We start from the raw sequence: 15,131 nt of genomic DNA on the forward strand, positions 1-15,131 counted from the left end.
GATTCGCTGACCGAACGCAAAACTAAAAAACTATATAGAAAGGCACCGGCTTCCGCAGAAGCTTAACCTTTTAGTAATATAAAGAGCCCTGCCGCCACTGCTGCGCCTGCCACGGGGCCTACCAGCGGCACCCAGGCATACGACCAGTCGCTGTGGCACTTGTTTTTGATGGGCATGAGGGCATGTACCAGCCGGGGGCCCAGGTCGCGGGCCGGGTTGATGGCATAGCCTGTGGTGCCGCCCAGTGACAGGCCAATGGCCCATACCAGAAACGCCACCGGAATAGCGCCCAGCGAGCCCATCCCGATCGGGGTTTTCTCATTTCCCAGCTCCGGGTTGGTAAAATAAAATATCACAAAAATCAGCACAAAGGTGCCCAGCGCCTCGCTGAAGACGTTGGAGGCCCGGTGCCGGATGGCAGGGCCCGTACAAAAGCAGGCCAGCTTTGCCTCCCCGTCTTCCGTGGCATCGAAGTGCGGCCTGTACATGAGCCATACCAGCAGGGCGCCGGTCATAGCCCCGAGCATCTGCGCCAGGATATAGCTGCCCACCCCCTCCCAGCCAAACTTGCCGGCCAAGGCCAGGGCCAGCGTGACGGCCGGGTTCAGGTGCGCCCCGCTGTAGGGCCCGGCAATCACCACGCCGCTGAAAACCGACAGGGCCCAGCCCGTGGTAATGACAATCCAGCCACCATTGCTGCCCTTGGTACCTTTGAGCACCACGTTGGCCACCACCCCGTTGCCTAACAGGATCAGGAGCATGGTACCGATGAATTCTGCTGTAAACGCTGACATCGCTTTTCTTTATCTTTCGCTTTTAGATTGACTATACCCAGGCTTTTGCCGCCTTTACTGCTTTGTGCCAGCCTTGCAGCAGGTCCTCTGCCGGCAGGTTTTCATCCGGCTCAAAGCGCCTGCTGACGCTCCATTGCTGTTGTATATCCTCCACGCTGTTCCAGAAGCCCGTCGCCAGGCCGGCCAGGTAGGCTGCCCCAATGGCCGTTACTTCCGTTACCTCGGGTTTTACCACGCTTGCCCCCAGGATGTCTGCCTGAAACTGCATGAGCAGGTCATTGGCCGTTGCCCCGCCGTCGGCGCGCAGTTCTTTGATGGTAATGCCCGCGTCCGCTTCCATGGCTTTGAGCACCTCATAGGTCTGGTAGGCAATACTTTCCAAAGCGGCCCGGGCAATGTGTGCGCTCGTCGTGCCCCTGGTCATGCCCACCATGGTGCCGCGGGCGTGCTGGTCCCAGTGCGGGGCGCCCATGCCTACAAAAGCAGGCACCAGGTATACCCCGTCGCTGCCTTCTACCCGGCGGGCCAGCTGCTCTACCTCGGCCGAGGAAGAGATGATGCCCAGCCCATCGCGCAGCCACTGCACCACAGCGCCGGCAATAAAGATGCTTCCCTCCAGGGCGTAGTGCACCTGTCCGTTTAGCTTCCAGGCAATGGTGGTCACCAGCCTGTGCTGCGAGACGATCGGTGTCTGGCCGATGTTCATGAGCATGAAGCAGCCGGTGCCGTAGGTATTCTTGACCATACCCGGCTTGGTGCACATCTGCCCGAAAAGGGCTGCCTGCTGGTCGCCGGCAATGCCTGCAATGGGAATTTGCGTGGAGAAAAGGGAGCCGGAAGTATGGGCTACGACCTCGCTGGAGGCTTTGACGTCCGGTAAAAGGCTGGCAGGGATATCGAAAAGGGCAAGTAGCTCCTCATCCCAGGACAGGGTATGGATATTATAAAGCAGGGTGCGGGAGGCATTGGTGACATCCGTCACGTGGGTTTTGCCGTCCGTCATCTTCCAGATAAGCCAGGTGTCGATCGTGCCGAAGGCCAAATGGCCGGCCTGGGCCTTTTCCCTGGCGCCGGGCACATTGTCCAGGATCCACCTGATCTTGGTGGCCGAGAAGTAGGCATCGATCACCAGCCCTGTCTTCTCCCGGATCAGCTGCTCGTGCCCCTGCTCCTTTAAACTGTCGCAGTAAGCTGAGGTGCGGCGGTCCTGCCAGACAATGGCCTGGTGCACCACTTTGCCCGTGCGCCGGTCCCACACCACGGTGGTCTCGCGCTGGTTGGTAATGCCGATCGCCTGCACATCCCGGGCCTGCAGCCCTGCTTTTAAAATGGCCTCGGCCGCCACGCCAATCTGCGTGGACCATATCTCGTTCGGGTCGTGCTCAACCCAGCCGGGCTGCGGGTAATATTGCTTGAACTCCTTCTGGGCGATGGCCTTGATGCCGCCCTGCTGGTCAAAAACAATGGCCCTGGAACTGGTGGTACCCTGATCAAAAGCAAGTATATATTTCTGCATAGACGCTGGTTTTTAAGCCTGGTTTACTGTTTCGGTGGCCTCCTTCCGGTAAGGCTCGAGCAGGTAATGGTTGGCAAGGGCCGTGAACTCTGCTACCTGCCGCTGCTGCCATGCTGTGTCCATCCCGAGCTCCGTGGCCATCAGCTGCGCCACCTTCGGAGCCATGTCGATGGCTGCCCTGGCGTTGAGGAACAACACCCGCAACCTCCTGGCCAGCACATCCTCCACGGTGCGGGCCATTTCGTTTCGAACGGCCCACACGACCTCTGCCTGCAGGTGCGGCATGCCCTGGTGCAGCTTTTGACCGAGGGCGGGATGAGAAGAAAGAAGGGCCGTGATGCCGTCTGCATCCGTTCCATAGATTTTCAGAACCTCTAATATATTATTTTTTTCGTTTCCTGCCCCATGTATTTTCAGTTCGGCAGTGTTACAGGGGTGCACCGGCAGCCCCGCCACCGTGATGGCCTTGTCCATCGTGTCCTCGGCCATCTTGCGGTAAGTTGTCCATTTACCACCTGTTATGGTCACCAGCCCCGATGGGGAAACGATCAGCTTGTGGCTTCTGGAGATCTCTTTTGTGCTGCCTGCATTTTTGGTGGGCGCTGCCAGCGGACGCAGTCCGGCAAAAACGCTTAGCACGTCTTGGCGTGTCGGTTTCTTTTCCAGGTACTGCCCGGCCGTCTCCAGGATAAAGTCGATCTCGCTTTCCAGCGCCGTCGGCTCCAGGCTCGGGTCGTTCAGGGGCGTATCGGTTGTGCCCAGCAGCACATGCCCGTGCCACGGCACGGCAAAAAGCACGCGCCCGTCCGGCGTTTTGGGGAGCATGAGCGCGTTCTGGCCTTTCAGAAAAGACTGATCGAGCACCACGTGCACGCCCTGGCTTGGCCGTACCAGCGGCTTTTCGCCGGGCCTGTCCATTTGCAGCACATCGTTCACAAACACGCCCGTGGCGTTGATCACCACCTTGGCCGGCAGGTCATAGCTGCGGCCGCTTTCCAGGTCCTGGGCCTGCACCCCGGCGATCTGCCCGCCCTCTTTTTTCAGCAGGCCCGTCACTTTCATGTAGTTGAGCACCACGCCGCCCTGCTCTGCGCAGGTCTGGGCCATGTTCACGGCCAGGCGGGCATCGTCAAACTGCCCGTCGTAGTACTCAATGCCGCCTACCAAGCCGCTTTTTTTAACGTTTGGCAACAGGCGACTCACTTTTTTCCTGCTCAGCAGGGTGGTCTTGTGTATCCGGTAACGGCCCGCCATCCAATCGTATACTTTCAGGCCCACGCCATAAAACATCTTGTTCCACAGGCTGTAGCTCGGAATCACAAAAGACTGCAAACGCACCAGGTGCGGCGCGTTCTGAATGAGCAGCCCCCGCTCGTGCAGGGCCTCGTACACCAGGCTGATGTCGCCCTGCGCCAGATAGCGCACGCCGCCGTGCACCAGCTTGGTGCTCCTGCTCGAGGTGCCTTTCGCAAAGTCCGCCTGCTCGAGCAGCAGCGTGCGGTATCCCCTGGAAGCTGCATCCACGGCAACACCTAATCCCGTTGCGCCGCCTCCTATCACCACTACATCCCATACCTGGTTCTCCTGCTCCAGCGCCTGCAGTTGTGCCGGACGGCTAAACGGAAACCCAGTATATTTCTTTTCGTTTCCCAAAACGTATTTAAGTTTACTTTTTTATTTTTTATACTTTCGAATATAAAAGTAAACGAAACAAAACAACAATCAAACAAAACTCACCATTTTTTCTATATAAAAAGTGATTCAGCACTAACCGGTTAGAATTCAGCCCTAAAGCCTGTAAAACCACCTTCCGCCAAACGGAAGCCCTGGTACCGCTTTATTAAAACTGCCAGCACTCGTCGCTCACCCCTTCTAAGGAAACCCCGGGCAAGCATGCCGCAGGCAAATCGGAGGCGCCCTGAGCACGCGTTTTTTCACAGAAATGCTTATCATTGTTTTCTGATCTTTCACAAAACGAAACCATGCTAAAGACTGTATTACTCGCTGCCCTGCTGCATACCGCCGCGCCCGCCAAAGAGAAGCCTGACCTGAAAACGCCCTACGAACAGGGCAACGGCAACCAGACTGCTACCTATCAGGAGGCTATTGCCTGGTACCAGAAACTTGATGAGGCCTATGAGGAGGTGCAGATGACGCCGGTCGGCATGACTGATGTGGGGCGGCCGCTGCACCTGGTGATCGTTTCCACGGACAAGGACTTTGACCCGGCCTCCATCCATCAGAAGAACAAGCGCATCCTTTTGATCCAGAACGGTATCCATCCCGGAGAGCCGGAGGGCATAGATGCGACGATGATGCTCGTACGCGATTACCTGCAAGATAAAAAGCTGCGCAAACAGCTCGACAACGTGGTGCTGGCCATCATTCCGGTCTACAACATCGGCGGGGCGCTGAACCGCAACAGCCATACGCGCACGAACCAGAACGGCCCGGAAGAGTATGGCTTCCGGGGCAACGCCCGCAACCTGGATTTGAACCGCGACTACATCAAGACCGACTCGCGCAACGCCCAGACCTTCCACCAGATCTTCCGCGAGTGGGACCCGGACGTGTTCATGGACAACCATACCTCTAACGGAGCCGACTACCAGCACGTGATGACACTCATCGCCACGCAGCACAACAAACTCAACCCCACGCTGGCCAGCTACCTGAGCGGCAAGATGGTGCCCACGCTCTATGCGGAGATGAAAAAGGACAAGTTCCCGATGGTGCCCTATATGAACCACCCGGCCGAGACGCCGGAAAGCGGCATCATAGGCTTTATGGAGTCGCCGCGCTACGCTACGGGCTATACCACCCTGTATAACACCATCGGCTTTGTGCCGGAAACCCACATGCTCAAGCCCTTTCATCAGCGGGTGGACGCCACCTATAAACTGATGGAGAACATGATCGAAACCATTCACCGCGACGCCGACGAGATCGGCAGACTGCGCCAGCAGGCCAAGCGGGAAACGCTCGCGCAGCAGAAATTCCCGCTTGACTGGCAACTGGATACGACCAAGGTGGCGCAGATTCCTTTGCTAGGCTATGAGGCCAGGTATAAACCGAGCGAGGTGAGCGGTTTGGAGCGCCTTTACTATGACCGCAAGTCGCCCTACAGCAAAAAGATCAAGTACTACGATGAGTTCACACCCACTGTAACGGTAGAAAAACCCGTGGCCTACATCATTCCGCAGGCCTGGCGCGAGGTAATTGAGCGCTTAAAAACGGACGGGGTGCAGTTGCAGCAGCTGCAGCGCGATACTACGCTCACCCTGGATACTTACTACATTACCGACTACAAGACCAGCCCGCGCGCCTATGAGGGGCATTACCTGCATTCGGGCGTGCAAGTGGAGACACGCCACATGCCGCGCCAGTTCTTTAAAGGTGACTACGTGGTATACCTCAACCAGCCGGCTAACCGCTTTTTAGTGGAGGTGCTGGAGCCGCAGGCCGTAGACTCATACTTTGCCTGGAACTTCTTTGATGGCATCCTGATGCAGAAAGAGTACTTCTCGAGCTATGTGTTTGAGGACCTGGCTGCTGAGTACCTCCGCAAGGATCCGACGCTTCGTAAGAAGCTGGAGGAGCGCAAAAAGCAGGATCCGGAGTTTGCCAAAAGCGCCCGCGCCCAGCTTGATTTTGTCTATAAGAACACGCCGCACTATGAGTATACCCACATGATGTACCCGGTGGGCCGCCTGATGCAGGACGTGAAACTGCCGCTGTAAGGAATCATTTGCCAAGCAGTAGGAAAGCCACCCTTCGGGGTGGCTTTTTTTTTAGTTGAACCCGCTATTGCTCACCGGAGACTGACTGAAGCGTAGATGAAACAAGGAGATACACCGTTTGAGCAGAAGGCAGCGGCTTTTATACTTGGAAAGGCGGCTTGCAGCTGCGCGCTGAATGGGTATATTTGTGTAGAACTTTCACTTAAAGCTACTTCCATGAAAAAAGCGACGCTCCTGCTGTGCTTAGCCGCCATTACCTTTGCGTGCAACCAACACCAGCCTGCCACCCAAGCCGAGGCTACTTCAGAGACCCAGTCTGCTGCACCTGACTCCACGTTCGGTGCCTCCTTTGCCGAGGAAAATGTCCTTTCGGCCACAGAGCTCGTAAAGGCCGTCGCCGGGCAAGATTCTTTACAAGCCACAGTAGCGGCAGAGATTAAGGAGAGTTGCCAGTCAAAAGGATGCTGGATGGATGTGAAGCTGGGCGATGAGGGCAACATGAAGGTGACCTTCCGCGACTACGGCTTCTTTGTGCCCACCCAGGACCTGGCGGGTCGGCAAGTGGTATTTACCGGCACGGCCAAACGCGAGCTGGTATCGGTGGAAGACCTGCGCCACTTTGCCCAGGACGCCGGGAAGTCAGCCGAGGAGATAGCGGCCATTACAGAACCGCGCGAGGAGTTGCGCTTTGTAGCCGATGGCGTGATCCTGAAATAAGAAAGCCATACGTTATATTTCGGAGGCTTGCTTGGCCCATAAGGTTCCGTTAGGCTAAATGGAAAATCTGTTGGCTACCCAACCTCCCTGAATAGCGCTTCCCAACCATGTAGGGAGGCTTTTGCCTCTTAATAGCTGAATCCTAAGAGTCCGAAAATCAAATTATCGGCAGTAAACTGGAATTACTGCCGATAATTTGGTTCCTTTGTAAAAAAAATAAATTTATCGAAAATAAACTGTATACTGCCGAACTGGTGAAAAAATTTGAAAAAGCGAGCTCCTTCACCACTTCCGATATTTCAGACTTTTACCTACGGTATGGGGATGAGATTCCGCAGAGCACGATCAACTGGAGAGTTTATCACCTTGTCCGCAAGGGAGTAATCCAAAGGATTGGAAGAGGGGTGTTCAAAATAGGCAAAGGGGTGAGCTTTGAGCCAGAGGTGAGCAAGAAAGAGGCTAGCATCTACAGGCAGCTAAAACGGGACCTGCCTTTCCTGGAGTGCTGCGTCTGGAGCCTTGATGCGATGAAGGAGTTTGCCCAGCATATTCCAAACATAAACCTTATCCTTGTTGAAGTCGAAAGGGACTCAACGGAGTCTGTCTACCATCTGCTAACTGAGAAATACAAGCATGTGCTTCACAAGCCCGATAAAGAATTTAGTAAAACTAATGCCCAAGAAAAGTACAGTGCCATCCTCGTCAGGCCCCTTGTCACCGAGGCGCCAACACAAAAGGTGAACAAAATAAACACCATTACTATTGAGAAACTGCTAGTTGATGTATTTACCGAGAGCGAATTTAATTTCCTGAAGGGATATGAAATGACGTACATTTTCAAGAACGCCTTTCTGACGTACACGGTGAACCAGAGCAAGCTGCTGAGATACGCCGACAGAAAGCAGAAAAAAGAGGAGTTACTCTGCTTCCTTAAAGGTTGTAACTTGGCGGCATTCTGACATTAAGCTGATAGCATGATTTCTAAAGAATCCTTAGACATAAGCTGGCTTATAGAAGTATCAAACAGGCACAGGAAGGCCGACAAGATTCTAGTGGAAAAGGTTGTGCGCGCGCTGCTTTTGCTAGAGGGTCTTGTCGAGGCGGATTTGCCTTTCGTGTTTAAGGGAGGCACTTCGCTGATGCTGATGATGGAAAGCACCAAAAGGCTCTCCATTGATATTGACATCATCTTGCCAGAGAAACGAGAACTGGCTCAGGCCTTCGAGACTATAGTGAGAGCGAAAGGGTTTACCCACTTTGAACTGCAGGAGAGAAGCCATGGCTCCAGAATAGAAAAAGCGCATTACAAATTCTTTTATGCGGCAAGCCATAAAACCAGGCAAACCCAAGAGTACATCCTACTGGATATACTTTTTGAGGAGCCTGCCTATAAAGTTATTAAATTCATTCCTATAGACTCTTCTTTTGTGCGCCAGGTTGGGGAACCACTACTGGTGCGGGTGCCTTCTTTTGAGGATATTTTAGGAGATAAGCTGACTGCCTTCGCTCCGGATACAACAGGTATTCCTTATGAGAAGAATGGGCATAGCAGAGCCATGGAGATCATCAAGCAGCTGTATGACATAGGGTGCCTGTGCACCTTTGCCGAGGACGGGGAAGTGGTCTGCTCTACATTTAACGCCTTCGCCAAAACAGAACTAGGCTATAGGAAGCTAGAGAAAACGCCAGTTGACGTGCTAGATGATATCTTCGGAACGGCTTTGACAATCTGCACACGCGGGCAAAGCGGCACCGGTAATTACGCGGCTCTCATGTCAGGAATAAACCAAATTAAGCACTTTATATTCTCAGAACCATATCATGTAGAAAGAGCGATTACATGCGCTTCAAAGGCAGCCTATTTGGCCTCTGCCGTAAAGGCGGGGGCAAAGGAACTAAGCAAATACAGCGGAGAGCCCATGCAGGTAAAAAATTGTATCATCGGGGAGCCCTTTGACACAAAGCTCAATAAATTGAAGAAATCAAATCCTGAAGCCTTCTTTTATCATTTTGAGTGTAAAACCCCTATCCCTTTAGGGTAGGGGATGTAAGCGAACACTACCACGCTCAGGTTAGCCCTGTTCTTCACTGCACTTTTGGTTCGTTTCGGTGCTTGCCTTACCCGTTGAACAGACGAAGTAGCCATCAGACCCCAGTGTATTTTCTTTCCAGAAGTGCTTTTTCAGGTAGTTGCGGTGCTTGTTGTATATCTTGTACGTGCTGATTTGTTTTAGCTGGTGTGCCACATCCAATGCGTCTATGTCAACAAGAATGTGCAGGTGGTCACCATCGCTCTGCATAGGGTCAACCCGATAACCTTTCTGCTGGCAAACCTGATAGATAATCTGCCATAGGTCGTCCTTGAAAGAACCGTTCAGTAGCTTCTTTCGATACGTGAGGGCAAACACGAAATGTAAACTTTGAATGGTTCTTCTTTGAATGGTTCTTCGAGTGGCAGCCTGTTTCCGTGCAACAAGCTAAGATATACCTTACAGGAGATATATTGTTTTTGTAAGGAAACGTATATTTGTGTAGCTATGTTAAAGTCCTACAAATACGCCCTGCTCCCCACGCCTGCCCAGCAAGAACAACTCCAACGGTTCTTTGGTAGCTGTAGGTTTGTATTCAATTTAGGATTAGAGACAAAGATTGCAGCATGGGTACAAGCCAAAAAGAACCTGACTTGTATTGAGCTTGCAAACCAGATGAAGGAGTTAAAGGATACCGATGCTACGTGGCTGTCGGAATGCCCTTCGCAGACCTTGCAGATGTCGCTCAGGAATCTGGATAACGCCTACACATCCTTTTTCAAAGGCGGTGGTTTCCCCAGGTTCAAGAACAGGTACTCTAAACAGTCTATTCAGTTTCCGCAAGGCGTGAGGGTAAACTTTGAGAACCAGACCGTCTTTCTGCCTAAACTCAAAAACGTATCGGTGGTACTCCACCGAAAGTTTGAGGGTGTAATCAAAACCGTTACGGTCAGCAAGACCAAAACAGGTAAGTACTTTGTGAGTATACTTGTCGAGAACCAAGCAAGTATACCAGCGAAGAAAGCGATAACCGAACAGACAGCCATTGGGGTGGATATGGGTGTCAAAACCTTTGCCACGTTGTCGGATGGTGCTTCGTTTGCCAACATCAGGACACTCAGGACGAACCTGAAAAGACTGAGGGTTGAGCAGCGCATACTGAATCGTAGGTTCAGGAAAGGCGTGAAAGAGCAGTCTAAGAACTACTACAAACAGAGGATGGTGGTAGCCAGGTTGCACGAGCGTGTCAGCAATCAGCGAGAGGACTACCTACACAAAGTTTCAACTGAGTTCATCAGGCGATATGATACGGTTGTGTTGGAAGACCTGAATATTGCTGGTATGATGAAGAACCGCAAGCTGGCGCTGGCTATCGGTGAAGTCGGGTGGCACAAGTTCGAGATGATGCTCAACTACAAGGCTGAATGGTACGGAAATAACATCATCTACATCGGTAGGTTCGAGCCAAGTAGCAAGATATGTTCGAATTGTGGTACTATCAACAAAGAGTTGAAATTACATCATCGTGAGTGGACGTGCGTTAAATGCGCAACCACTCACGACAGAGATGTAAATGCAGCGAGAAATATAAAAACATTTGGGTGGAGGAACCAACCCGCAAGCGTTAACGCAAGTCAGTAGACTATACGTTGCTTACGAAGCCGCTATCCCTTTAGGGTAGCGGTAGTTCACTGGTACCAGGCATATCAGCAGAGGATATGAATAGTAAGCCTAATCTTCTGGGAAGAACTTAACTTGGACCCACAATTAATGCGCCAGAAGCACTCTTTAATTCTGTTCTTTTCCTTGAAAGACAGTGTGGTAGGCTTGGAAAGCAACAGCTATGTTGTATCCTTCCGGCTCGTGTGCTCTTATGGTTATATCACACAGTTCTGGATTTACTTAGTGGAAGTTAGATTCCAGTAAGCACATGCCCGACCAAAAGTAATGTACGCAGGGCGAGGGTACTTATTTTCCTATGTAGGCTAGACCATTAGTGCTGATGGCAGAACCTTAAGCAAAGGTAAATCCTGTGAGTTATGAAGCACCTCAATTTCCGTCTGCCTATGTGCCGGATCTCCTTTGGCATTTTCTTCGACCTGATACCATATCTTTTTTTTCCTTGTCTCTGAAAGATTTTATCGTAATGACATGCAAAAATACTAACATCTAAGACGAGTATCGAGGTTCTGATGAGCAAATTTTAAATGCTGCATAACCGAAGGGCTACAATTTGTGTTATACTTCAATTTCCCCTTTCAGGTAGGTAACGGCTTTGCCAGTTATCTTTACCCGATCGCCCAGAAACTCACATTGCAGCGCACCCTGTCGCTTTGAGAGCTGCCTGGCCTGCAGCACTTTTTTGCCTAACCTCTTGCTCCAGTAAGGTGTGAGCGTCGTATGGGCCGATCCTGTCACCGGATCCTCGGGAATGCCAACCTGCGGGCAGAAGAAGCGGGAGACAAAATCCACCGTATCGCCGGGGGCTGACACGATAACACCACGGGCCGGCACGGTGTTGAGCAAGGCAATATCCGGCTGAAAACCTTCTACCTCTGCCTGAGAAGCATACAGCAGCAGGTAATCGGTTTTGCCTTTATAGGCTTCCAGGGGAGCTTTGCCCAGCGCTGTCACCAGCGCATCCGGGGTTTCGGCAAAAGTTAGCTCATCCGCCGGAAAGTCCATCGTGAGGGCCTCTCCGTTTTTCTCGACCGTGAGGATGCCGCTGCGGCGCGAGTGGAAGCGGATCAGCTCGGAAGCATGGCCGCTGTAAGTGAAGAGCACGTAAGCTGCCGCCAGCGTGGCATGGCCGCACAGGTCCACCTCCACGGTCGGCGTAAACCACGTGATTTCGTATGCCTCCCCTTTCGGCACCACAAAAGCAGTTTCAGCCAGGTTGTTCTCGGCAGCAATCTTTTGCAGGACGTCATTATCCAGCCAGTTTTCCAGCAGGCATACGGCAGCAGGGTTTCCGCCAAACACCTTATCGGTAAACGCATCTACCTGGTAGAGTTGTATTTTCATGTCGCTTCGTGTATGAGTTAAACAAATTGCTATGCCTACTCCTGCAGCATAGAGGCCGTGTTGGGGGTAGAAAGCAGCTGGCCGAACACCTCCCAGCGCTTTTCAGGCTGATCGGCAGTACCGCCCTGCGCCTCTACATATTGCCGCACCAGCTCCTGCCCCAGGTTATAGTTGATCACATAGCTACGGTAGCGGTCTATGAAGCGGGTGCGCTGCAGGGCTTTTCCTTTTTCATAAAAGTTATACTTTACCAGCCAGTCGGCGGCCTCTTCCCGGGTAATCTCACCGTTCAGGTAGCGCCGTGCCGCCTCGTTGCCGGCAAAATTAAGCTTGTTAATTTTGGCCAGGATGCTGTAGTAACGCTCTGCCTCGGCCGGATTCAGGCCGGCCAGCGGGAAGAGCACCGCCTTCTCAAAATCAACGCGCTCGTGTGCCGGGAAAGCCACTTCTACGCCAAAGTTGGCGCTACCCTCGGCAATCAGTGACTGCGGGCTGAACAGCGGGTAGATCGCATACTCCTTCCAGCCCAGTTCATTGACCAGGTGCTGCTCGAGCAGCGTGTTGAACACGTGGTGCCCCGGGTATCCTTCGTGGCCTGCCAGGTCGATGGCGCGCTCTATGTAAATCGGAAAATCCGTGTTGATCTGGATCAGGCTATAGCCATTGCCCTGGAAATAGTTGTAGCCCGACCAGGGCTTATCCGTTACGAACTCTACTTTAAAGCTCTCGTTGGCAGGTAGCTGGTAATGCGCCTTGGTACGCTTCCGGGCCTCGGTGATGGACGCCTGGAAAACCGTGTCCAGCTTTTCTTTGGGTATCTCAAACTTTGCCTGGTAGGCGGCCCAGCGGTCGGCTATACTTCCTGTGCCCGGCAGGTCGGCGTCGATGGCGGCCAGCAGCGAGTCGAAGTAAGCCTGTGGGTAGTGCGGCGGCTCGGCGTCGTAGAGCAGTTTGGCCTCCTCGTCAAAATCATACTTTTCACCCTGCATCATCTCTACTTTCGTGATGGCGGCCCGCACCTGCTTTTGAAACATCAGCAGCCGGCGCTTCTCCAGTTCGGAAAGCGTATCAGTGGGCTGCGCCTGCAGGTTATCCTGAATCAGTTGAAACTCTGACAGCAGCGCATCGGCCGGCAGCGAGTCAGCAGGCGCTTCGGTGGGCTTCCATTCCTCGGGGCCATAATAGGCATCCACCACATCGCTGTCGTACTGCCCCAGCCGAAGCAGGGTCTTCACGTAGCGCTCAGCCAGCTCGTCCATCGGCAACACGTTCTGTTCGGTTTCTTCCGAAGCAGTGCAGGCCCAGCAGCAGGCGGCCAAAAGGAGCAAAAGTGCTTTTTTCATAGGAGGGTGATTTATAAAGTATGGGTTATGGGGCAATTTAAGGGTTTTAAATGAAGGGCTAGTGTGCAATAGTCTGAACGTAAGCAGACATTCTCTGGCACTAGCTGCAAGTCTTAATGCATAGTTGATAGCTAAAAGGCCTTACGCTCCTTTGATGTGCCATGCTATTTCTTTAAGGTGATTTGCTACCTCATGTATTGTGTCAATTAATGCTCCTTCTGCTGGAAGTACACCCGTTACTAATTCTTTAAATTTGCCATTGTATTCATTCCTCAGTTGTTTCCATGTTTTTTCAGGTTCATCAAAAATTAATGCTGTGGCAGGATGTTCTGATAGCCAGGCATTATTGTTCTTGTAGCCAATCATGTCATCCTGACCGACTTTTACTAGCATTTCACCAAACTCACTCTTCTGAAGAATCGCCGTAACTCGTCATCTTTCAGCATCTGGTGGATGTCGTATACATGACGGATTTTATTCCTTAAATCTGCTATTAGATCTTCTGATCTGGAAAACCTGACTAAGCTCATGATCTTCTCACACAATGTTCTCAGCTTACTCAATACCTGGACGGTAAATGGAGCCATGTTATACTTTTCGATCAGCTCTTCCTGTCCTTTGGCTTTCATCATTTCATAGATATAGGAGCTGACCGGCATTTCAGAGAATGGTTCAAAATTCCCTAACCAAGTAGCTTCCACGACTATGTGCTCCCTTACCTGCCCGAGGTTTCCATCAAAGATCCTATCGTATCGGTGAACAGTTTTCCGAATGTTTCCCCTCTTGTTGGTTAACCCTTCTACCTCTATTTCGGGAATCTCACTATCTACCACCTTACTGATTGCCCGAATTTTCCTTTTCAACTGGTTATCATTATCATCTGCATGACGCAGTACCACCATATTGATATCCTCCGAAAACCGCTCTATCAGCTTATGACATTTTGAAAGTGCAGTGCCACCTTTGAAAACTGCCTGACCGGCTATACTCGAATGAAATATTTCATATAATGCAAATGTTACCCAATAATCCTTCTCCACATAGACCTCCCGCATGTCAAGATACGCTGCCGTGGCAAGGATAGCATCCTGTAATAGTTCCTTGTTGCTGTGCAGGTTCATGTTAATATATATTCCAATTCGGTGCAGTTGGCAAAATTACTTCTTTGATTCCGAGTTTATAGGAGGTAAGTGGATTTAGACTATTTTTCAAAATCTCAGCGCTGTTCCTTTCCCCGGAAAACTCAAGTATAGCACCTAGCAACGCTTGTACTCTAGGCGGATATTGTAAAGCATACTGGACTGTCTTTGAGCGGTCATTATCCGTAAGTTTACTTACTTCATTCTTTAGTAAAATGATAGCCGATTTTCTGTCCAAATCAGGTATGGTCTTAAAATCCTTGAGTGCATCTAATATTTCAAGCAGGTAGTAGTTCTCGTTGTTAACATCTACATAACTTTTGACCGGCTTTACCTGAATTTTCCCAATTTTGGTTGTCACACGTTTTGCTTTGCTGGCCACTTTAATGGCTTGAGGAACCTGCGTTGTCAGCCCCATACGATTGTATAATGATCCTCCGGTAATGTATGCAATGCGTTTTTTACCCTGGAATAGATATGGTTTCAGTAATTCTTCTTCCCTTGGCCTCAGTTCACCGAATACAGATTGTTTGGGTTTGTAGAATACTCCGGTAGTTAATCTCTTGATGACACCCTTCTTGATAAACCTTTCAATAGCTTTGGCAGCGGCATTATATTTTCCCCGGTCAATACCAAGCTGCTGGTATTTAAACGTGGTTCCTTCCTGTAACTTGTTGATCTCGTATTCTATTTTCGCTGTTATGTTCATTGATTAACAACACATTACTTCACAGAAGCAAAGATAATACTGCACAGCTATTTGTCAAGTATTTTGCGCAAAATACTTGACATGCAAAAACGTCCTATCCTTAAAATGTTGGCAGGAAG

General features: G+C 51.4%; 14 protein-coding genes. 5 read left to right on the top strand and 9 right to left on the bottom strand.

The window, feature by feature from the left end; translation table 11 throughout:
- Nucleotides 1-62: 62 nt before the first annotated feature.
- From FJM65_RS19610 to FJM65_RS19620, 3 genes are read right to left on the bottom strand one after another with little or no spacing between them, the layout of a single operon-like run.
- Nucleotides 63-794 (bottom strand): MIP/aquaporin family protein, encoded by a 732-nt coding sequence (locus tag FJM65_RS19610; protein ID WP_140623786.1) that lies wholly within the window; start codon nt 792-794, stop codon nt 63-65.
- A gap of 31 nt (nt 795-825) precedes the next feature.
- Nucleotides 826-2,310: a glycerol kinase GlpK gene (glpK, locus tag FJM65_RS19615; protein ID WP_140623788.1), complete on the bottom strand. Its 1,485-nt coding sequence runs from the start codon at nt 2,308-2,310 to the stop codon at nt 826-828.
- A 12-nt stretch (nt 2,311-2,322) separates the two neighbouring features.
- A complete protein-coding gene (locus tag FJM65_RS19620) occupies nt 2,323-3,963 on the bottom strand; it encodes a glycerol-3-phosphate dehydrogenase/oxidase (protein ID WP_239023031.1) in 1,641 nt (546 codons plus the stop codon).
- A 329-nt stretch (nt 3,964-4,292) separates the two neighbouring features.
- Between FJM65_RS19620 and FJM65_RS19625 the strand changes: the two genes are divergently transcribed.
- The 4 genes from FJM65_RS19625 to FJM65_RS19640 all read left to right on the top strand — a co-directional run bounded on the left by FJM65_RS19625 (nt 4,293) and on the right by FJM65_RS19640 (nt 8,809).
- Nucleotides 4,293-6,050: a M14 family metallopeptidase gene (locus tag FJM65_RS19625; protein ID WP_140623790.1), complete on the top strand. Its 1,758-nt coding sequence runs from the start codon at nt 4,293-4,295 to the stop codon at nt 6,048-6,050.
- 216 nt (nt 6,051-6,266) lie between these two features.
- Complete coding sequence (locus tag FJM65_RS19630; RefSeq protein WP_140623792.1) at nt 6,267-6,767, top strand: DUF4920 domain-containing protein; 501 nt, start codon at nt 6,267-6,269, stop codon at nt 6,765-6,767.
- A 254-nt stretch (nt 6,768-7,021) separates the two neighbouring features.
- Entirely contained in the window at nt 7,022-7,726 is a 705-nt protein-coding gene (locus FJM65_RS19635) for a DUF6577 family protein (RefSeq protein WP_140623794.1), read from the top strand.
- A 15-nt stretch (nt 7,727-7,741) separates the two neighbouring features.
- Nucleotides 7,742-8,809: a nucleotidyl transferase AbiEii/AbiGii toxin family protein gene (locus FJM65_RS19640; protein ID WP_140623797.1), complete on the top strand. Its 1,068-nt coding sequence runs from the start codon at nt 7,742-7,744 to the stop codon at nt 8,807-8,809.
- A gap of 30 nt (nt 8,810-8,839) precedes the next feature.
- On the opposite strand, the gene tnpA is transcribed toward FJM65_RS19640, so the two are convergent.
- On the bottom strand, nt 8,840-9,175 hold the full coding sequence (tnpA, locus tag FJM65_RS19645) for an IS200/IS605 family transposase (RefSeq protein ID WP_181163809.1): 336 nt from the start codon (nt 9,173-9,175) through the stop codon (nt 8,840-8,842).
- A gap of 129 nt (nt 9,176-9,304) precedes the next feature.
- Between tnpA and FJM65_RS19650 the strand changes: the two genes are divergently transcribed.
- Nucleotides 9,305-10,438 carry an RNA-guided endonuclease TnpB family protein gene (locus FJM65_RS19650; protein ID WP_140623801.1) on the top strand — a complete coding sequence of 378 codons (1,134 nt, stop codon included), beginning with the start codon at nt 9,305-9,307 and terminating at the stop codon, nt 10,436-10,438.
- A gap of 597 nt (nt 10,439-11,035) precedes the next feature.
- On the opposite strand, the gene FJM65_RS19655 is transcribed toward FJM65_RS19650, so the two are convergent.
- The 5 genes from FJM65_RS19655 to FJM65_RS19670 all read right to left on the bottom strand — a co-directional run bounded on the left by FJM65_RS19655 (nt 11,036) and on the right by FJM65_RS19670 (nt 15,012).
- Complete coding sequence (locus FJM65_RS19655; protein ID WP_140623803.1) at nt 11,036-11,821, bottom strand: PhzF family phenazine biosynthesis protein; 786 nt, start codon at nt 11,819-11,821, stop codon at nt 11,036-11,038.
- A 35-nt stretch (nt 11,822-11,856) separates the two neighbouring features.
- Nucleotides 11,857-13,164, bottom strand: a complete 1,308-nt coding sequence (locus tag FJM65_RS19660) for a hypothetical protein (protein WP_239023032.1) — start codon at nt 13,162-13,164, stop codon at nt 11,857-11,859.
- 141 nt (nt 13,165-13,305) lie between these two features.
- Nucleotides 13,306-13,530 (bottom strand): hypothetical protein, encoded by a 225-nt coding sequence (locus FJM65_RS21595; protein WP_239023033.1) that lies wholly within the window; start codon nt 13,528-13,530, stop codon nt 13,306-13,308.
- 20 nt (nt 13,531-13,550) lie between these two features.
- On the bottom strand, nt 13,551-14,285 hold the full coding sequence (locus FJM65_RS19665) for a nucleotidyl transferase AbiEii/AbiGii toxin family protein (RefSeq protein WP_239023034.1): 735 nt from the start codon (nt 14,283-14,285) through the stop codon (nt 13,551-13,553).
- Between the two features lies 1 nt (nt 14,286).
- The gene (locus FJM65_RS19670) at nt 14,287-15,012 is read right to left on the bottom strand and encodes a DUF6088 family protein (RefSeq protein ID WP_140623805.1); all 726 of its coding nucleotides are present in this window, start codon (nt 15,010-15,012) and stop codon (nt 14,287-14,289) included.
- Between the last annotated feature and the right edge of the window lie 119 nt (nt 15,013-15,131).

The sequence above is a fragment of the Pontibacter mangrovi genome, assembly GCF_006385705.1.
Taxonomy (GTDB): domain Bacteria; phylum Bacteroidota; class Bacteroidia; order Cytophagales; family Hymenobacteraceae; genus Pontibacter; species Pontibacter mangrovi.